General features: G+C 61.4%; 21 protein-coding genes. 13 read left to right on the forward strand and 8 right to left on the reverse strand.

Features of this window, described 5'->3' with window-relative positions; translation table 11 throughout:
- Positions 1-31 precede the first annotated feature (31 nt).
- From AC6IW9_RS10010 to phnE, 3 genes are read left to right on the forward strand one after another with little or no spacing between them, the layout of a single operon-like run.
- Positions 32-814 (forward strand): ATP-binding cassette domain-containing protein, encoded by a 783-nt coding sequence (locus AC6IW9_RS10010; protein WP_497772489.1) that lies wholly within the window; start codon positions 32-34, stop codon positions 812-814.
- Between the two features lie 14 nt (positions 815-828).
- Positions 829-1722 (forward strand): phosphate/phosphite/phosphonate ABC transporter substrate-binding protein, encoded by an 894-nt coding sequence (gene phnD / locus AC6IW9_RS10015; RefSeq protein ID WP_497772042.1) that lies wholly within the window; start codon positions 829-831, stop codon positions 1720-1722.
- Positions 1719-2540, forward strand: a complete 822-nt coding sequence (phnE, locus tag AC6IW9_RS10020) for a phosphonate ABC transporter, permease protein PhnE (protein WP_497772043.1) — start codon at positions 1719-1721, stop codon at positions 2538-2540. The genes phnD and phnE overlap by 4 nt, the downstream gene beginning before the upstream one ends.
- 63 nt (positions 2541-2603) lie before the next feature.
- Here phnE and AC6IW9_RS10025 read toward each other — a convergent pair whose 3' ends face one another.
- From AC6IW9_RS10025 to vnfD, 5 genes are all read right to left on the reverse strand, one after another.
- Positions 2604-3089 (reverse strand): NifB/NifX family molybdenum-iron cluster-binding protein, encoded by a 486-nt coding sequence (locus AC6IW9_RS10025; protein WP_497772044.1) that lies wholly within the window; start codon positions 3087-3089, stop codon positions 2604-2606.
- 21 nt (positions 3090-3110) lie between these two features.
- Positions 3111-4004 (reverse strand): hypothetical protein, encoded by an 894-nt coding sequence (locus AC6IW9_RS10030; RefSeq protein WP_497772045.1) that lies wholly within the window; start codon positions 4002-4004, stop codon positions 3111-3113.
- A gap of 61 nt (positions 4005-4065) precedes the next feature.
- Positions 4066-5454, reverse strand: coding sequence for a nitrogenase component 1 (locus AC6IW9_RS10035; protein WP_497772046.1), 1389 nt, complete (start codon positions 5452-5454; stop codon positions 4066-4068).
- A 79-nt stretch (positions 5455-5533) separates the two neighbouring features.
- Entirely contained in the window at positions 5534-5875 is a 342-nt protein-coding gene (gene vnfG, locus AC6IW9_RS10040) for a V-containing nitrogenase subunit delta (protein WP_497772047.1), read from the reverse strand.
- The gene (gene vnfD, locus AC6IW9_RS10045; protein ID WP_497772048.1) at positions 5872-7290 is read right to left on the reverse strand and encodes a nitrogenase vanadium-iron protein, alpha chain; all 1419 of its coding nucleotides are present in this window, start codon (positions 7288-7290) and stop codon (positions 5872-5874) included. The genes vnfG and vnfD overlap by 4 nt, the downstream gene beginning before the upstream one ends.
- 379 nt (positions 7291-7669) lie before the next feature.
- On the opposite strand from vnfD, the gene AC6IW9_RS10050 reads away from it, so the two are divergent.
- From AC6IW9_RS10050 to AC6IW9_RS10060, 3 genes are read left to right on the forward strand one after another with little or no spacing between them, the layout of a single operon-like run.
- Positions 7670-8560 (forward strand): VOC family protein, encoded by an 891-nt coding sequence (locus AC6IW9_RS10050; protein ID WP_497772049.1) that lies wholly within the window; start codon positions 7670-7672, stop codon positions 8558-8560.
- A gap of 22 nt (positions 8561-8582) precedes the next feature.
- Positions 8583-9458 carry a nitrogenase iron protein gene (nifH, locus tag AC6IW9_RS10055; RefSeq protein WP_497772050.1) on the forward strand — a complete coding sequence of 292 codons (876 nt, stop codon included), beginning with the start codon at positions 8583-8585 and terminating at the stop codon, positions 9456-9458.
- Positions 9459-9516: 58 nt separating this feature from the next.
- Entirely contained in the window at positions 9517-9714 is a 198-nt protein-coding gene (locus AC6IW9_RS10060) for a Nif11-like leader peptide family natural product precursor (protein WP_497772053.1), read from the forward strand.
- Positions 9715-9774: 60 nt separating this feature from the next.
- Here the strand turns inward: AC6IW9_RS10060 and AC6IW9_RS10065 are convergent, their stop codons facing one another.
- The gene (locus AC6IW9_RS10065; protein WP_497772056.1) at positions 9775-10059 is read right to left on the reverse strand and encodes a hypothetical protein; all 285 of its coding nucleotides are present in this window, start codon (positions 10057-10059) and stop codon (positions 9775-9777) included.
- Between the two features lie 46 nt (positions 10060-10105).
- On the reverse strand, positions 10106-11713 hold the full coding sequence (locus AC6IW9_RS10070) for a sigma-54 interaction domain-containing protein (RefSeq protein ID WP_497772058.1): 1608 nt from the start codon (positions 11711-11713) through the stop codon (positions 10106-10108).
- Between the two features lie 388 nt (positions 11714-12101).
- Here AC6IW9_RS10070 and nifE point away from each other — a divergent pair, with 388 nt between their 5' ends.
- The 7 genes from nifE to AC6IW9_RS10105 all read left to right on the forward strand — a co-directional run bounded on the left by nifE (position 12102) and on the right by AC6IW9_RS10105 (position 17826).
- A complete protein-coding gene (gene nifE / locus AC6IW9_RS10075) occupies positions 12102-13502 on the forward strand; it encodes a nitrogenase iron-molybdenum cofactor biosynthesis protein NifE (protein ID WP_497772061.1) in 1401 nt (466 codons plus the stop codon).
- Positions 13503-13513: 11 nt separating this feature from the next.
- On the forward strand, positions 13514-14866 hold the full coding sequence (nifN, locus tag AC6IW9_RS10080) for a nitrogenase iron-molybdenum cofactor biosynthesis protein NifN (RefSeq protein WP_497772064.1): 1353 nt from the start codon (positions 13514-13516) through the stop codon (positions 14864-14866).
- 3 nt (positions 14867-14869) lie between these two features.
- Positions 14870-15358, forward strand: a complete 489-nt coding sequence (locus AC6IW9_RS10085; protein ID WP_497772067.1) for a NifB/NifX family molybdenum-iron cluster-binding protein — start codon at positions 14870-14872, stop codon at positions 15356-15358.
- Between the two features lie 73 nt (positions 15359-15431).
- Positions 15432-15668: a NifU family protein gene (locus AC6IW9_RS10090; RefSeq protein WP_497772070.1), complete on the forward strand. Its 237-nt coding sequence runs from the start codon at positions 15432-15434 to the stop codon at positions 15666-15668.
- Between the two features lie 101 nt (positions 15669-15769).
- Positions 15770-17242 carry a nitrogenase cofactor biosynthesis protein NifB gene (gene nifB, locus AC6IW9_RS10095; RefSeq protein WP_497772073.1) on the forward strand — a complete coding sequence of 491 codons (1473 nt, stop codon included), beginning with the start codon at positions 15770-15772 and terminating at the stop codon, positions 17240-17242.
- A gap of 24 nt (positions 17243-17266) precedes the next feature.
- A complete protein-coding gene (locus tag AC6IW9_RS10100; RefSeq protein WP_497772076.1) occupies positions 17267-17455 on the forward strand; it encodes a 4Fe-4S dicluster domain-containing protein in 189 nt (62 codons plus the stop codon).
- A gap of 11 nt (positions 17456-17466) precedes the next feature.
- Positions 17467-17826, forward strand: a complete 360-nt coding sequence (locus tag AC6IW9_RS10105) for a HesB/IscA family protein (RefSeq protein WP_497772079.1) — start codon at positions 17467-17469, stop codon at positions 17824-17826.
- Positions 17827-18286: 460 nt separating this feature from the next.
- Here the strand turns inward: AC6IW9_RS10105 and AC6IW9_RS10110 are convergent, their stop codons facing one another.
- Positions 18287-18742, reverse strand: coding sequence for a hypothetical protein (locus AC6IW9_RS10110; protein ID WP_497772603.1), 456 nt, complete (start codon positions 18740-18742; stop codon positions 18287-18289).
- Positions 18743-19150: the final 408 nt, after the last annotated feature.

The following is a 19150-nucleotide window of genomic DNA, read 5'->3' on the forward strand; positions in this document are numbered from 1 at the left end:
CAGGCTCCGTCGAGGCGCGGCGATAATGAACATGCACGTGTCTCCAAGAACCCGATTGGCCGAAGCGGCGTTGACGATCGGCGATCTCGACGTCGAGCGCAATGGCAGGCGCATTCTCGAGCGCATCTCATTCGAAGTCGAGCGTGGTCGAGTGACGGCGATCGTCGGTCCATCGGGCGCGGGAAAGACGACGCTGATCAATGTGATCAATGGTCTGATCGCGCCGACCGGCGGCCGGATCGACGCAGCCGACATAGGCCCGTTGAACGATGCGGAGAAGTGGGCGCGAATGCGCCGACAGACCGCGACGATTTTTCAGGATCATGCGCTGATCGGGCGACTCGGAGCGCTCGATAATGTGTTGCTGGGATTGGCGGACGAACGCAATCCGTTCTCGCCCCTGCCCTGGTCCGCCAGCGCGCGCGAGCGCGCCGCGCAGGCTTTGCGGGACGTCGGCATGCTGTCCCGCGCCTTCGATCGCGTCGAGAAACTATCCGGCGGCGAGAAGCAACGTATCGGGATCGCACGCGCGCTCTCCCGTCGCCCGCGTCTCCTGCTCGCCGACGAGCCGTTTTCATCTCTCGACCCTCCACGCGCTCGTCGGATCGGCGAAGACCTGCGCGCTCTCGCCGAGCGCGACGGCGTCACGATCGTTCTCGTGCTGCACCAGATCTCGCTGGCGCGCGCATTCGCCGATCGAATCGTCGCGATCAATTCCGGCCGGATCGTCTTCGAGGGGCCGACCGCGGCCTTCGACGCGGAGACTGAGGAAAGAGCGTTCGCCGCTGTCGATACGGCGACGCAACAATGGTGAGACAGGAGTCGGCAATGATCCAGATGAAAATTTCTCGCTTCCTCGGCATGGCCGCAATAGCCATGAACGTCGCCTTGTTCAGCGCATCGGGCGCCGCGGCGCAGGAGCGGCCGAAAAAGCTTCTGATCGGCCTGTTGCCCGGAGAATCGGCGCCGACGGTGATGCGTCTGAACGAGCCCTTGCGCGCCTATCTCGAAGAAAGGCTGAAACTGCCGGTCGAGATCATCGTCGGCGCCGATTACGCCGCGACATCGGAAGCGCTTCGCTTCGGGCGTCTCGATATCGCCTATCTCGGCCCGGTGACCTATATTCTTCAATCCAAACGCTCGCCGCTCGAGCCCTTCGCGCGGCCGACCCATGCCGGCGTCGGCCCGACCTTCCAGGCGACGATCATCGTTCCGGCCGACAGCCCGGCCGAGAAGCTCGCCGATCTCGAGGGCAAGGAAATCGCTTTCGGCGATCCCGCGTCCACATCTGGGACATGGGTTCCGCGATGGCAATTGTTGAATGAAGGTCTCGTTTCCGGTCGCGACTACACTTTGCGCGTCCTCGGCGCGCATGACGCCGTGGCGCTCGCCGTCGCGAACAAGAAGGTCGCGGCCGGAGGCCTGTCGAAGCCGATCTTCGAGCGATTGTCGAAGGAGGGAAGGATACCGAGCGACAAGGTGCGCGTGCTGCAGGATTCACCGCCTATTCCCGAATATATGTGGACATTCCGCGACGGTCTCGACCCGGCGTTCGAGGAGGAGATCAGAAGAGCTTTCATCGACGTCAAGGACCCGGCCGTTCTCGGCGTGTTTCGAGCCGAGGCCTTCATCCCCGCCATCGATTCGGATGTCGACAAGGTCCGCAAATGGGTCGACGCCGTCCGAGCCGTCAGCGCGAGAACCGCTTGGACTCCGCAATGAGCGAGGTCGCCGCGGCCAATGCATTCGGCGAGCTGGCCACGCAATGGCGGCATCGTCGGCTGCGCAACTTCGGCATGTCCGCTTCGGCTATGATCGTCATCGCGAGCGCCTTCGCCTACGCCGGCGCGCTCGATCCGACGCGTTACGCCGATGCGGCGCCCACAATGCTGCGCCTCGTCGTCGATTCGGCGCCGCCCGACTTCTCGCGCTGGCGCGAATGGGGCCGGCCGCTTCTCGAAACTCTGGCCACGGGCGTGGCCGGAACGGCCTTCGGCGCGGCGCTCGCGCTCCCCCTCGCGGCATTGTCGGCGCACAATGTCGGCTCCCCTTCATGGGTGAGCCAGATCGTGCGATTGGCGCTGAACGCCGTCCGCTCGCTGCCCGGCCTGGTCTGGGCCGTGATATTCGTCGCCGCGGTCGGCTTCGGACCGCTGCCGGGCGTGCTGGCCCTCGGCGTTCATTCGAGCGGCATGCTCGGTAAGCTCTTCTTCGAAGCGATCGAGCATGTTGATCCCGGGCCCGCGGCGGCGCTGCGAGCCCATGGCGCGTCGCCGATCGGCGTCTTCCGTTTCGCGATATTGCCTCAGGCGTTGCCCCGGCTCACCGATGCGATGATCTATCGTTTCGAGCACAATCTGCGTGCGGCGACGACCCTCGGACTGGTCGGCGCCGGCGGCTTCGGCCTCGAAATCGTGACGGCCTTCCACCTGTTCGAATATCGGGAGGCGTCCGCCTTGATCATCGTGCTGTCGGGCTTGGTGACGATCGTGAATATTTTGGGCGCGGCCGTACGCCGGCGTTTCCTGAACAGCGACTGACGCGACAACCAGACGCGAGTTCGGCAGGGCGGCGTCCAGCCGAACAAGAGTTCCAAATCGCTGTCAGTAGGCGCTCTGCTCCGCCAATGGCGCGCCGCTCCGGCGACTGAGCGCGCGCCGCATCCAGAGCGGCTGCGCGCCGGACATCATCGCCTGAACCTGAGCGATGACCTCCTCGATCGGCCGGACCCTTTCGCTCTTGACCGGGAAAACCTTCAGATCATTCACGCGCACGGCGGCGAGATCGCTCAGGCCCAGCGTGAAGAGAATTCCGCAACCTTCGAGGGATTCGACGCGCTCGACCAGCGGATCGCGCCCAGAGCCGTCGTCATTCTCCATATCGTCCATGACGCAGCGGCCTCCATTATTCTCGCGACCGCCGCCCTTGGCCTTCCCTTTGCCGCCGCGCGCGAAATGCGCGACGTCGACGAATTCCGAATCTTCCGCCGAAACATCGTAGAACACGAACTGCTTGGCGGCGACGAAATTGGCGTCCAGATCGACCAGATTGTTCGTCGTGATCGCGATGCGCAAATGCGGAGCGTCCATCTATTCGACTCCTTTTGGATCTCAGGTCATCGGCTGCCCGACGATGATTTTCTCCCGCGCGAAGCGGGTGCGGAAGAAAGCGGGAAGAGAGAGGCCATCCGGCGTGCGGGCGCGCCATTTGATCAACTGGTCGCGGGCGATCGAGCCACGGTCGAGCGCCTCGACCGGAATGATGTGCAAGGCGTCGTCCAGGGCGACGAAAAAATCGATCGCATAGCGCGCCGGATCGCGAAAGCGTTCGCCGATCTCGAACATCACGCGCCCGTCCTCGAGCGTGACTTTCGGATTGTCGCAATCGAAGCGGAAATGGCGATTGAACGGAGCGCGCCGACGAAACTGGTACAGAATGCGATCCTCGTCGGAGAAGCGTTTGATCTCGGCGACGACATCGGCGAAATATTCCGCCAGCATGGCCTCCACATAGGCCTCTGGATAGAGGCTGTCTCGCGCGTGGAGCCAATAGGCGACCATCGTCTCGAGCAGGTCGAGCCCGGCGGCCGTGATCTCGAGCGATAGCGCCACCTTGTCGATCGCCCCGTTGAGACAGACGATCCCGTCGCGCAGATCCGCATGGCCGAAGGCGTTGAACGAGATCTTTCGCACGATGCGCATGATGCGATGCAGCTCGCAGAGAATTTTCTCCGTCTGGGTGCTTTTGGGAATTTCTTTGCAACGCGCCCAGGAGGTCAACGGAAGCTCGGTCGGATAGGCTTCTGCGAGCGTGGCTTCGAACAGAAGCGCTGCGCGGGCGGCGGCTGCTATGCGGTCGATCGGAACGTCGTCCGGCGCCGGCGGCTCTAGAAACTCGAGCGCCTTGCGCTTCGTGTAGAGCTCGATCTGGCGATACTCGGGCAAGCGTAGATTCTTGGACCAGCCGATAGAAGGATCGACGAGCAATTTTTGCGTGAAGCCCAAGGCAAGCGCTCCGGAATTGGATAGAGATGGGGAGCGGACATTGCCGCTCCCCGAATGCATCTCACCAGGTGTTGAGGATCCACTCGCGATCGCGTGTGTATTCCATATGCGTGAACATCGCGTTGGCGATCTGCTCCGCAACCAGCATCGCGCCCTTGTAGCCCATCGTCGGATGGCGATAGAGGCCGGCGCGGTCGAAGGTCGGGAAGCCGACGCGCGCCATCGGGATATTGGCGTCGATCGCCACGTAACGGCCCTTGGAATGGCCGAGGATCAGATCGTATTTCTTCGAGCTGTCCTTGACGCGACGCTCCAGTTCCCAGAGGTCCGCGTTGCAGACGACCTCCATGTCCCAATGCACCTTCTCCTTCATGGCGATGATGCGCGGATCCTTCTTGTAGCGGGTGTTGTCGTCGCCGAGCAGCAGAAGGGTCGGCTCGAGCTCCACCTCGGCGCAGAATTCGGCGAGGCCGATCACGAGATCCGGATGGCCGAAGATCGCCACCTTCTTATTGGCGAAGAACATGTGAGCGAGGTCCTGCAGCGCGTCGATCGCGACGCCGCGCTCATGGACGAGCGAGTCGGGGATCGGCTGGCCGGTGATCTCGCTGATTTTCTTCAGCATGGCGTCGGTGTTGGCGATGCCATAGGGCGCCGCGACCTGATAGCCGGGAACGTCGAAGCTGTTCTTGAGGAAATCCACCGTCGAGGCGGCCTCGTAGCGGGCGAGAGACAGCGAAGCCAGCGCGCCGGTCGAGGCTTTGATGTCTTCGACTGTTGTCCGGCCGTGGGTGTGGATCGTGCGGTCGGGCAGCATGGGCGAGTCGAAATCTTCCGTGTCCATGAAGATGTCGGCGTCGACGCCCATTTCCTCGGCGTAATATTTCAACAGCTGCACGTCGCCGGGATTGACCCAGCCGGGGAAGATGTTGAGCTTGCCGGTCGGGGCGGCCTTCTCGGTCGCGATCGTCTTCCAGGTGGAGAGAACGCATTCGGAATAGCCGCCGACCTGGCTCGATTTGAAGCTCGGCGTGTGGCACGGCACGACATAGACCTTACGCCCTGGAAATTCCTTGGCGATCTGATCCTGCGCATATTTGATGTTGCCCTCGATGTCGTCGCCGATGACCTCCGTCGAGCAGGTCGTGATGACCTGAATGATGCGCAGGTTGGGATAGCGGCGAACGAGCGTCAGAATGCCGTCCTGTATGCGCTGATGGCCGCCGAACACCGCCGAGTCCTCGTGCAGCGACGTCGAGGCGACGTCGAAATTCTCCTTGAAATGCTGGGCGAACAGGAGGCGCACGAACATGGTGCAGCCCTGGCCGCCGTGAACGAGCGGAATGCAGTCCTTCATGCCGATGCCGGCATATTGCGCGCCCGCGGGCTGGCAGTCGTACATCGGATTGATGACGCCGGCCCTTTCACGCGTTGTGATTTCGCAACCCATGGCGGGTTCCTTTCGTTGAGCGGCGGAGCCGCGGTGAATTCGGGGCAGAGGCCGCCGCGCGAACACAGCGGCCAAATGCTCAGTAGAGCGTGTGATTGAGCTCGTGATTGAGCGATTTCGTGATCGTGTGCTCGCGCAGCATCGCCTTCAGTCCGTCGAACAACTCGGAGATCTTCGTCGGTTCGAGCGAGTCGAGCCAGGGGAAGTTCTCCTTGAAATCCTTCACGACTTCGAGCGCGTCGGCGTAGAACAGCCGATCCATCGGCGCGTGCTTCTTGGGCTGGCGTCCATGGAACAGATCGTTTGCGGCGCCGAGGATGCCCTCGATATTCTCCTCCCGGTCCCAGGACCGGGAGAAAAATTGCCACAGATAACGAGACTGCACGTAATCGAAGAGTTGCTTGACCTGCTGCTCGCTCATTCCGCCGCCTCCGTCAGAAGGGCCGTCCGATCGCCGCGAATATCATTGGCGGCGAGCTTCAGAAGGGGATTGTGGACGGCGTTGTAGGTGTCGCGGGCGAGGTTCACGAATCCTTCGAAGCCCATATACGGACCATTGTGGTAGCCGTGGCCGTTGACATAGGGGATATGCAGCTTCTTCACGAGCTCGCCGACGCGCGGGCCGGTGAAGATGACGTCCGGCTTGACGAGGTCGATGATCTCGAAGAATTCCAGCTCGTTGCCGTCATCGATGTAATAGGTGCCGGCCTGACCGCGGGCGATCACCTTTTCGAAATCCTCCTGATGGCCGAATTTCGACGACATGGCCACGACCTGAATTCCGAGATCGTCTTCCACCGACTTGGTCCAGTGCCACAGGCGCGGACCACCGGTCCAGATCGCCATTTTCTTGCCTTGCAGCCTTTCCTTGTACCAGTCGAGCTTACCTTTCCATTTGGCGTATTCGTCAGCGATCAGGGCCTCGCCACGATCCTCGATGCCGAAAAACGCGCAAATCTTTCGGATGCCTTCAGCCATATAGCTGAAGCCCCAGCTATCTATATCGAGGCGCGGAATGCCGTATTGCTTTTTCAACTCGTTGGCGATGTAGCCCGACGAGCGCGCGCAATTGACGACGTTGAGCTGTGCGCGATGCATTCCGCGCAGCGCGTCATAGGTGCCATTGCCGGTGAAGTGAGCGATAACCTGAATGCCGAGCCGGTCCCAGTACGTCTGCAACAGCTGGGTATCGCCCTGGATGTTGAAGTCGCCGATGAAATTCATCGTGTAGTCGCTGGTGATCTCGGGCTCCAGCGTTCCGACTTTCTCGTTGATCCAGCCGATGTTGAGCACGTGATGGCCCTTCGACTGCGAGACGCCTGCGAAACCGGGGCATTCGCAGGTGAAGATGTCGACGTCGGGACGCTCCGACATGACCTTCTTGGCGACCGCCTTGATGTCGTCGCCGATCAACGCCGTGGGGCAGGTCGTGTAGACGAACATGCGCTTGATGTCGGGCATTTCGTCGAAGGCTTCGTTGATCGACTTCTCGAGGCGCTTCTCGCCGCCGAAGACGATGTGGCTCTCCTTCATGTCCGTCGACCAGACATATTTCATGTTGAAATGGCCGTTGTCGGTCGGATACCGCTTGGTGTGCCAGGTGTCATAGGCGCAGCCGATCGGCCCGTGAATCATTTGGATCGTGTCCTTGAGCACGCCGCCGATCACGAGCTTGGCGCCGCAGAAAGCGCAGCCGCGCTCGGACAAGGTGCCGGGAATGGTGGAGGCGTTGGAGACGGGAAGATAGTCGCGCTGATCCTCTCCCTCGACCTTCAGATAGATATGCTGCTGGCGTTCCGGTATCGCCTTGTCGCATTCCAATAGAACCATAGGCATGAGTCTTCCTCCTCACAAAAGCGAGCCGTGTAGAGCCGGTGCGTCAGGGTGGCGGCGATGGAAACGAGCGGTATAGGACCATTGCCGTTCGGCCCTGTTTCGCAGGAAGCGTGCCAAGCGAAAAGTTCGGCCCTTCATCGCGGCGTTCAATGGGCGCAGCGAGCGCCCGATGTCGCATTTCATAAGAGAAGACAGGCGCTGCGTCCGCGCGCGCCAGTGAATTCTGCCCGTCTGCTCTCGGCCTGCTCGAGCTTCACGTGAGCCGTGAAGACCAGATCGTAAAGGCGCTGCACCGATAGGTACGAAACTCTGCGAGTTCGTACCCGACTGCGCCGGGCTTTGCGGAAATAAGGCGGATTCGTCGGGGAGCCGCCATGGCATGTCTTATGCTGCCGTCCCTCTGCCGGAAACCATGAGGGCGACCATGCTCGATACGGTTCTTCAAGAGAAGATCGAAACTCAGGAGAAGGACGACGCTTCGTTCGTTCTGCGTGTCGCGGTGGCGACGCGAGAAGGTTTGCGCGTCGATCTGCACTTCGGTCACGCCGATGTCTTCAGCGTCTTCGATCTCGACGCCGAGGGTCCGCACCCTGTCGCTACGCGCCGGGTGGCGGAGCATGCGCTGAGCGAGGACGAAGATCCGCGCGAGACGATCTATCGCATGATCGCGGACTGCGCCGTTCTCCTCGTCGCAAAGATCGGGGCCACTCCCCAGGAGTCGCTTTCGGCGCGAGGCGTCGAAGCCACGAATATGTATGCCGGTCGGAATGTCGACGAGGCTCTGCGCGAGCTCTACGCCGCCAAGATGGAAGCCAAGCGAGGGACGCCGATCGACGCCGGCGAATTTCGTCTGCTGCATGCGATGCTCCGCGTCGCCGATCTCGACCGCTCGATCGGTTTTTATACAGAGCGTCTCGGGATGCGGGTGCTGGAGCGGCGAGAGCACAAGAAGAACATGTTCTCGCAAGCCTATCTCGGATATGGCGGCGGCTATTCCGGCATGACGATCGAGCTCGTCGCCAATTGGATGCAAGACGAGCCCTATGTCGTCGGCGACGCCTTCGGCCATATCGCGATCGGCGTCGAGAACATCACGCGCCTATGCGATCGGCTCGCCGCCGCAGGGGTGCCCATGCCGCGCCCACCGCGGGCTCAAAGACATGGCGAGAGTGTCGTCGCCTTCATCGAAGATCCCGACGGCTATCGCATCGAGCTGGTTCAAGCGCCGCAGCCTGCCGATGCATCGGCGCTCGAAGGACAGAAGTCGTAAACCTCGAACAATAGGAGCGAACATGCTGCGACAGATTGCTTTCTACGGAAAAGGCGGCATCGGAAAGTCGACCACCTCTCAAAACACGCTCGCTGCGCTCTCGGAGATGGGCCACAAAATCCTCATCGTCGGATGCGACCCCAAGGCGGATTCGACCCGTCTGATCCTCCACTCCAAGGCGCAGGACACCATCCTGTCGCTCGCCGCGGAGGCCGGCTCGGTCGAGGATCTCGAGCTCGAGGACGTGATGAAGATCGGCTTCAACGACATCAAATGCGTGGAGTCCGGCGGTCCGGAGCCCGGCGTCGGCTGCGCGGGCCGCGGCGTCATCACCTCGATCAACTTCCTCGAGGAGAATGGCGCTTATGACGATGTGGACTACGTGTCCTATGACGTGCTCGGCGACGTCGTGTGTGGCGGCTTCGCCATGCCGATCCGCGAGAACAAGGCGCAGGAGATCTATATCGTCATGTCCGGCGAGATGATGGCCATGTATGCGGCCAACAACATCTCCAAGGGCATTCTGAAATACGCCAACTCCGGCGGCGTGCGTCTCGGCGGGCTCGTCTGCAACGAGCGCAAGACCGACAAGGAGTACGAGCTCGCCGACTCGCTGGCGAAGAAGCTCGGCACCCAGCTCATCCACTTTGTGCCGCGGAACAACACCGTTCAGCACGCCGAGCTGCGCCGCATGACGGTCGTCGAATACGCCCCGGACTGCAGCCAGGCGAATGAATATCGCACACTCGCGAAAAAGGTTCATGCGAACAAGGGCAATGGCATTATCCCGAGCCCGATCACGATGGACGAACTCGAAGACCTGCTCATGGAGCATGGCATCATGCAGGCGGTGGACGAGTCGCAGGTCGGCAAGACCGCGGCCGAGCTCGCCGTCTGACGGCCATTCCGGCCCGGATCGCTCCGGGCCGGAGCTGACTTGAAAAAAGGAGCTCCCGATGTCGGTCGAATCTGCGGTCGCCTACATCCGGCGCATGCGCTCGGACGATGATTTTCGACAGAAGATGAATGAGGTTTCCGAGGACGAGGAGGCGAGTTGGGCCGAGATCCGGGCCGCCGGGTACAACTTCACTATGATCGAGTTCAAGAAGGCTCAGGACGTGATCTACGAGGAGCACGGGATCACGCCCATGTGATTTTCTATTTTTCCAAATCACCAAAAAATCGGGCTCCGCGAGGAGCCCGATTTTCTTTGTTCAGCGCCGATAGCGCAGAAGCGCTTGCCGCTTGTCGGTGAAGAATTCGACGATGCGATCCGCGAGGGCGGTGTCGATCGGAACGCCATATTTGCTCGCCGCCGCCAGCAACTGGTCGGCGTCGACGCCCTGCAGAGAGCTCAATCCCGCATTGGCCAGCGCCAGCACGCGGCGCTCGAGCACTTCGTCGGTCGCTTCGGCGAGCCAGTTATCGCGGATGGCGCCGGGAGCGTAATCGGCCGGCGGCGCGAAAGTCGACCCCGCCGTCAGAATCGCGGCGGCCATGGCGATATCCGCCAATAGCAAATTAAAAATTTGGTTTTCCGTCATCTCAGCCATTTCGTGCTCCTTGTGTGGCGGCGCGCCGATAAGTCTTATAGTTGATACCGTGCTTCTCCATGCGCAGACCGAGAATTCGTCTCGTCAGCCCGAGCTCTTTCGCGGCGTCTGTCATATTTCCATTGTGATTCTTCAGCGCCTCGACGACCATCTCATACTCGACGGCCTGAATTTTGGCTTCCAGTCCACAACCGAAGCTCGTTCCCGTCTCCGCAGAAGTCTGCAGTGAAGGCGGGAGATTGTATCCGTGGATCACTTTGTCGTCGGAGAGGATGACGGCGCGCTCGATGACATTCTCCAGCTCGCGAACATTGCCGGGCCAATGATATGCGGTGAGCATGTTGAGCGCCGGCGTCGAAATGCGTTTGATCTCCCTGCCCATTTCCCTCGAACATGTCGTGACGAAGTGATCCGCGAGAAGGATCACGTCACTTCCGCGATCTCGCAGAGGCGGGATCGTTATGGGAAAGACGTTGAGCCTGTAGAAGAGGTCTTCGCGGAACTGTCCTTTTTCGATCATCTCCGGCAGATTGCGGTTTGTCGCTGCAATGATGCGCAGGTCCACCCGAATCGGCTTCGAGCCGCCGACCCGCTCGAATGTCTTTTGTTGCAGGATCCGCAGCAGCTTCGCCTGCAGCGGCAGGCTCAATTCCCCGACTTCGTCGAGGAAGATCGTGCCTCCATCGGCGAGTTCGAACCGCCCCTTCCGCATCATCGCCGCGCCTGTGAAGGCGCCTTTCTCATGGCCGAACAATTCGCTCTCCACGATGCTTTCGGGCAAGGCCGCACAGTTGAAGACGACGAAGGGGCCGCCCGCCGCGGGGCTGCTGAAATGAATCGCGCTCGCCACCAGTTCCTTGCCGACGCCGCTTTCGCCGAGAACGAGCACGGTCGCCTTGGTCGCCGAGACTTTTTCAATGAGGCTGTAGATTTCCTGCATCGGCTTCGAATTGCCGATGATGTTGCTCGGTTTGAACTTCTGCTTCAGCGCGTTTTTGAGCCAGCGGTTCTCGTTCTCGAGACGGACCTTTTCGAAGCTTTCGAGCAGATACAGCTCGACTGCCGGAGCGATCATGGAGCCGAGCGTCGCGACGAGCTCCATATCCTGCTTCAACAGCTGGCGATTGAGATAGACGCGCTCCGCGCTGATCGCGCCGAGCACTTTTTTCGCGTGAACGATCGGCACGCAGAAGAAGGAGGCGTTTCGTCCCGCGCCGTCCTTGTGCGTCTGCGTGCGATCGAGAAAACGCGCATCGTCGCCGAGGTGGGGCACCATGATCGGCTGTCCCGATTCCACGACCTCGCCCGTGATGCCTTCGCCGGGCGCGTAAACGCCGCGAGACTGTTCCTGGTCGCTGAGGCCGAAGCTCCTGTGGATGAAGATGGTTTCCGTTCCGCGGTCATAGAGGGTCACGGCGCCGCGGAGAATCTTGAGGCGGCGCTGCATGATGCTCAGGATGATATTCAGCGAATGTTCGAGATCCTCGCTTTCGGAAATGATCTGGCTAATCTTATAGAGTATCGGAAGGACATTGATCCGGCACTCGCCGGTGAAGCAATGCGTGAAGTCTTCGAGATCGTCGTCGCCAGAGGCGATCATGGACACTCGCGGACCCATGCGATCTCCGATCCTGAATCGGGCGAGGCGAACGCGCCGAGCCCTCGCCGAGCCCAATCTCGCCGCCGGGCGCTCGTCAGAACGTGGCAATTTTCATGCCGATCGTACTATAAACATATCATATAACGATGTCACCTCAGCGGAGCAAGGGGCGCTGTGGCCGGTCCATGCCGTCACGACTGGAGCTATGATATGTAATGCAGTTACATTAATGTACGAACCGGCGGCTTCCGTCGAAGAATTGCACCTCCAAGTTCGCGCACATTTGTGAACAATCGATCGATCGTGTTTTGTTTTCAAATAGTTAAATGACCGATCCGGCGGTGGCCTCTGCTTTGCAAATTGTCGAGAGACGATTGTGGAGGCCGGCATGAAGCCCGAAGAACTCCAGGCGCTGATGAACGAAACCGCCTGCGCTCATAATAAGAAATCCAAATCCGGCTGCTCAAAGCCTGCGCCGGGCGCCACACAAGGCGGCTGCTGCTTCGACGGCGCGCGCAATGCGCTTCTTCCGGTGGCAGACGTCGCCCATATCGTCCACGGACCGATCGGCTGCGCAGGCTCGTCCTGGGACAATCGCGGCACGCGTTCATCGGGGCCGGACACCTATCGGATCGGGATGACCACCGATCTCTCCGACATGGACGTTATCATGGGGCGCGGTGAGAAACGTCTCTTCCAGTCCATTCGTCAAGCGGTCGAGACGCACAAGCCCGCGGCCGTGTTTGTCTACAACACCTGTGTGCCGGCGCTCCAAGGCGACGATATCGACGCCGTCTCGAAAGCGGCGGCTCAGCGCTTCGGCGTTCCCGTCGTTCCGGTGGACTGTGCGGGTTTCTATGGAAACAAGAACCTCGGTAATCGCGTCGCGGGCGACGCCGCTTACCGACATATCATCGGCACGCGCGAGCCGGATCCAGCGCCGCCGGAAAAAGAAATCCCGGGAATTGTTCGCCATGACGTGAATTTGATCGGCGAGTGGAACGTCGGCGGCGAGTTCTGGAATGTGTCGCCGTTCTTCGACGAGCTCGGGCTCCGCGTCTTGTGCAGCTTTTCCGGCGACAGCCGGTTCCGCGAAGTTCAGACCATGCATCGCGCGGAGGCGAGCATGGTGGTCTGTTCCAAGGCGATGCTGCATGTCGCGCGCAAGTTGGAAGAAGACTATTCGATCCCGTGGTTCGAAGGCAGCTTCTACGGCGTCAAGGACACGTCCGAAGCTTTTCGAGGCTTCGCTCGCCTTCTCGGCGATCCGGATCTCGCCGCTCGCGTCGAGGCGCTCATCGCGAGGGAGGAGGCCCGTGTCGAGGCGGCGCTCGTTCCGTTGCGCGAAAGGCTCCGCGGCAAGCGCGTGCTGATCTTCACCGGCGGGTACAAATCCTGGTCGGTCGTGTCCGCCATGCAGGACCTCGGCATGATCGTCGTGGCTACAGGCACGGAAAAATCGACCGAGGAAGACAAGGCCCGCATCCGAGACCTCATGGGCCCCGACGCGCGCATGATCTCGGACAATGACCAGACCGCGCTCATCAACGTCTACCGCGAGTGCGATGCGGACATTCTCATCGCCGGCGATCGCTACATCTACCCGACGCTGAAGTCCCGCATCCCGTTCCTCGACATCGATCATGTTCGCCGCATCGGCTACGCTGCCTATGACGGGCTGATCGAGCTCGCACGCAATCTCGATCATGCGGTTCATTCCCCTGTCTGGGCGCAGGTGCGCTCCCGTCCTGCCTGGGCGGAGCGCATTCCGGCGCGCGCCGTCGCTTGAGGGAGGCCGACATGGCCGAAATCCTCACGCCGACCAAGCCGCTCTCGGTCAATCCCTTGAAGGCGAGCCAGCCGATCGGCGCGTCGCTCGCCTTCATGGGTCTCTCCGAATGCATGCCGCTCGAACATGGCGCGCGCGGCTGCACCTCCTTCAACAAGCTTTTTTTCATGCGCCATTTCAACGAGCCCATCCCGCTGCAGACGACGGCGATGGATCAGACGACGACGGTCCTCGGCGCGGACTCCAATGTGATCGAGGCGCTGGCGACGATTTGCGCGAAGAACGCGCCGAAGGTCATCGGCATCGTGACGACGGGCCTCTCGGAAATGCAAGGCGCCGACGTGCCGCGGACGGTGCAGGAATTCCGGCGCAAACATCCGGAATTCGGCTCGGTCGCGGTCGTGCCGGTCAGCGCCAGCGACACGCTCGGCTGCCTCGAGACCGGCTTCGCCGCCTCCGTCGAGGCCATGATCCGAGCGCTCGTTCCGCGGCGTCCGATCGCGCGAAAGAAGACGCGCCAGGTCAATGTGCTCGCTTCCGCATCCTCGACGCCGGGCGATCTCGAGGAGCTGCGCGCCTGGATCGAGGCTTTCGGGCTGACGCCGATCGTTCTACCCGATATCGGATCGTCGCTCGACGGCCATTTGATCGAGGCGGGCTATTCCACGCTGACCTATGGCGGCACTGGGCGCGCCGAGATCGAATCGATGGGAGAATCGGTCGCGACCTTCGTCATCGGCCGTTCGCTCTCCCGCGCCGCCGATCTCTTGAAGGAGCAGACCAATGTTCCCGATTGGCGCTTCGACCAGCTGATCGGTCTCGCCGAATCCGACGCCTTCACGGAAGCGCTCGCGACTATCTCCGGCGCGCCGGTTCCGCCGCAGTTCGAACGCAAGCGCAACCAGCTCGCCGACGCCATGGTCGATTGCCAGTTTCAGTTCGGCGGCGCGAAGATCGGAGTCTCCGGAGACGCCGATCTCGTCGGCGCCATGACCTGCTTCTTCCACGGAATGGGCGCCGATGTCGCCGTGGCGGTCGCTTCGACCGAGGCTCCGCGTCTCGAGGATCTGCCCATCGAATCTGTCGTCATCGGCGATCTCGAGGATTTCGAGACGCTCGTGCGCGAGAATGAAATCGATCTCATCGTGGCGAATTCGCATGGAGCCGAGATCGCTCGCCGTACAGGCGCGGCTCTGCTACGCGCCGGCTTTCCCGTCTACGACGCCTATGGCGCTCACGCGGACGCGTGGATCGGCTATGGCGGCACGCGGCGGCTGGTCTTCGCCGCCGCCAATCTCCTCTCGGATCACTATCAGGAATTGCGGCCTCATGTGTCGCGCTATCGCAACGAAGCGGCGGAGTGACCCATGCTCAAGATCGCCTTCGCCTCGAGCGATCAAGAGAGAGTGGACCTGCATTTCGGCGGAGCGGAGCGGCTGGTCGTCTATGATGTGTCGCCGGGCCGCGCCGATCTCATCGGCGTTCGGCAATTCTTCAAGGCGGAGCAGGTCGGCGAAACCGGCCGTAACGGCCTCACCGGAACAGTCGAAGACAAGGTCATTCCGAAACTCGAATTCGTCGAAGGATGCGCGGCCGTTTACGCCGCCTCTATCGGCAGCAACTCGATCCGCCGGCTCATGCTGGCCGGCATTCAGCCGATCATCGTCGACGAAGGCCACGACATTCTCGACCTTTTGAACGAGGTGAGCCTCGCTCTCGTCTATGGCGGCCTGGCCTGGGTCGACAAGGCGAAGAAAAAGGCCCTCGCCGCGTCGTCTCCGATCTCGCCGCCTCCGGCCGCTCTGGAGACGACGGCGAGTCGCAAGCTCGTCTCGTCGATGGAAGAGCTGGAGTGAGGCAATCGCGGGCTCGGACCGCATTCCATAGGTGGGTTTCATGTCTTCAATCGGCGCCGGCAACGAGACTGCAATGACCGAGGATGAAAGGCTACGGATCATCGCCGAGATCATCGCAGAGGCGCGGCCCGGAATTCAGGCCGATGGCGGCGACATCGAATTCCTCGCCCTGCGCGATCGGCGCGTCGAGGTGCGCTTGACGGGAAAATGTCTCACTTGCGCGCTCGCCGGCCAGACGCTCGGCTCCATTCGACGCAGACTGCTGCAGGTTCTCGACCAGCCCGTGATGGTCGTCCCCATAATGATCTGAGAAGGCGCATCTCTTCGGCGTCTCCGAAACTCACCGTGAACAGTCACTCTCCTGCCGTTCGGCGTCAGATCCGAACGCCCGACATTCATGAGGAACAGCCGATGATAACGATCGAAGATCTGATGCGAACGGCGGACGGACGGCAGGCGACGACGGCCCCCAATTCCGGCGGCTGCGCGTCCTCCTCTTGCGGCTCCTCCGAGGGAGCGGACGAGCTCGCGCCGGAAATATGGGAAAAGGTCAAGGACCACCCGTGCTACTCCGAGGAAGCGCATCATTATTTCGCGCGCATGCATGTGGCGGTCGCGCCGGCCTGCAATATTCAGTGCAACTACTGCAATCGCAAATATGATTGCGCCAATGAGAGCCGACCGGGCGTCGTTTCCGAGCGTCTCACGCCGGAGCAGGGCGCGCGCAAGGTCCTCGCTGTCGCTCAGAGCGTGCCGCAGCTCTCCGTCCTCGGCATCGCCGGACCGGGCGACGCGCTCTATGACTGGCGCCATACGAAGCAGACGTTCGATCTGGTCGCACGGGAACTGCCCGACATCAAGCTCTGTATTTCGACCAATGGCCTCGCTCTGCCGGATCATGTCGACGAGATCGTCGACATGAACATCGACCATGTGACCATCACCATCAATATGGTCGACCCCGAGATCGGCGCGAAAATCTACCCTTGGGTTTTCTACCGGCACAAGCGTTACAAAGGCATCGAAGCCGCGCGCATTCTGCATGAACGGCAAATGCTCGGTCTCGAAATGCTCACCGCGCGCGGCGTCTTGGTGAAGGTCAATTCGGTGATGATCCCGGGGATCAACGACCAGCATCTCATCGAGGTCAATCGCGAGGTCAAGGCGCGCGGCGCATTCCTTCACAATATCATGCCGCTCATTTCCGACGCCGCGCATGGGACCTATTTCGGCCTCGCCGGTCAGCGGGGCCCGACGCCGCAGGAATTGAAGACCGTGCAGGACGCCTGCGAGGGCGGCGCGAAAATGATGCGCCATTGCCGGCAATGCCGCGCCGACGCCGTCGGCCTGCTCGGCGAGGACCGTGGCCAGGAATTCACCCTCGACAAGCTGCCGGACACGATCGAAGTCGATTTCTCCCGGCGCGAGGCCTATCGCGAGGAGATCGAGCGCAAGCGCGAGGCGCATCGCCTCGCCAAAACGGCGGCGGCCAACCTCCTCGAAGAGGCGGCGGCGCCCGACCTGCGGGCTCTGACGGTGGCCGTGGCGACCAAGGGCGACGGAATCATCAATCAGCATTTCGGCCATGCGCGGGAATTTCAGGTCTATCGCGTGGACGGCGCCAGCGTGCGCTTCCTCGGCGTGCGCAAGATCGACGATCATTACTGCCAGGGCGGCTTCGGCGAGGATTCGGCGCTCGGCGGAATCATCGAAATGCTGCGCGACGTCGATGTTCTGCTCTGCGCGAAAATCGGCGGCTGCCCGAAGGCCGAGCTGAAAGAGGCCGGCATCGAGCCGAGCGACGACTACGCCTTCGAATTCATCGAGCCTTCCATCGCGGCGCTCTATGCGAAGCATCGCGAGAACGCGCCCGCCGACGCCTGACTTCTGCAACGATAGGAAAAGACAATGGCCTACAAGATCGTCGCCTCGCAATGTTCCGCCTGCGGCGCCTGTGAGTTCGAATGTCCCAACGCCGCCATTCGCATGAAGGGCGACACTTACGTCATCGAAGCCGCCAAATGCACGGAGTGCGACGGCGATCCGCCGCGCTGCGCCGACGTCTGCCCGGTCGAAAACACCTGCGTCAAAGCCTAAAGGAGGCCAAAATGCTGATTCTGACGCGCCCCGCCGTGGCGGCGATCGAAAATTCCATGAAGGCCAACGACAAGGCGAACCATGGCGTTCGTATCATGGCCGAGGCCGGCGGGTGCTCCGGCCCGAATTACGCCATGCGCTTCGAGGCGGAGCCGAGGGAGGACGATGTCGTCATCGAAATTCGCGATGTCCGGATCTTCGTCGACGAGCCGTCGATGGACATTCTCCGTGGCGCGACGGTCGACTTTTCCGAGGACGAGGAAAATTACGGCTTCAATTTCATTCTGGCGCAGCAGGAAGTGACCTCGTCCTGCAGCGGCGGCGGCAACCGCGAACAGGGTCACTCCTGTTCGTGCAGCCGCCCGAACTGAATGTGAGCGCCGAGAGCGCCGCGTGCTCTCGGCGCGTTCGCGCGCATCGAGGTCCGTGCGCCCATAGAAAGGCGAGACGCGGGCAATAGGTCATTCGTCGATCATGCGGGCCGCAACGAGCGTCTCGTCGCTCGAGGCCGGCGGCGCGCGCAGCCGCAACTCGCCTTGAACGGGATTGATAGAGGACGGATCGAAACGGGAGATGTGAAAGCCTTTCCCATCCGAAAAGCGAAAGGCGAGCCAAGTGACGAGAGAAGCTCTATGTCGAGCGTCTCGGGCGCTTGGGCCCGGGAATGCCGGATCGAAAAGTCGAGGATTCTGACGACCGACGAGCTTCAATGAGGCCCGGGCGTTTCGGCCCGGGAATGCGGCTCTCTCGCAACTGCCTATTTTGTAGGGCGCAAAACGCCGGATTGCGAGAGGTCCTCGGCCTGCTCGCTCGGAAGACGCCGAGCAGGCCTCACGACATGTTCGCGATGACAAACAACGTCCGAAGAAACAAGCATCTTTTGTACACGCGAGCGCTCCCCGGCGTTTTTGCCGTGTCGCAGCCCTCGTCGCCCATCGGCAGTCTAAAGCCACTTCCGCCGATTTGCCACCGCCGGCGCTCGGCGATAGTCGACATTGCCGCCAGAGCCTTCCCCCGGCGCGCTCGATGCCGCCGAGGGCGAGGGCTTATGTCGTAGCATCGTATCACACTACGCAATTTTGTCGCAGAGCCGCGCACGCACACGCAATAGAAATCCTCGTAGAGCGGCCGCGCCGCCCAACGTTCGGCTTTCAGAAAGGTGACGATGAAGCGCGGATTGGTCTCGCCGCCGGCGCGACCAGGAATCTTTCGTCGTCCACGAAAAATCGCGAACAGCCGAGCGCGAGGAGCCTCCTCGTCGACAAGCTCGAAAATCAGATCGCCCATGGCCGCGCTCCCCGCCCGAATCAGTGCGACCAGGGAATCACGTCCTCGAGCGAGGCGCGACGGGTGCTTGCCGACATAGCGGAACGGAAGATCGCCGCAATCCAACTCCACCCCGAATCAGAAAGCCGAATCTACGAAAACCAAAAAGTTCAACCCACACCGCGCCATTTAGAATTGCTGAAGTAACTATACGGGGTTGAACGGACTGCATCCTCATGTGCTATGTTCGAGCGGAGGTTACAATTTTGCTTTCGCCGGATGCTGCGTGTTTTGGGGTGAACCCGCCAGCGTGCGTTCAACACCGCGAGCCCGCGCCAGAAGCAGGCGCTAGACTACATGTTGTCCGTAGCTATGTTCCCTCATCGGCGCCATTTGTGTGTGGCGCCCTTTGCCGTTGATATGAGCTTG

Source organism: Methylosinus sp. shoA (assembly GCF_059718125.1).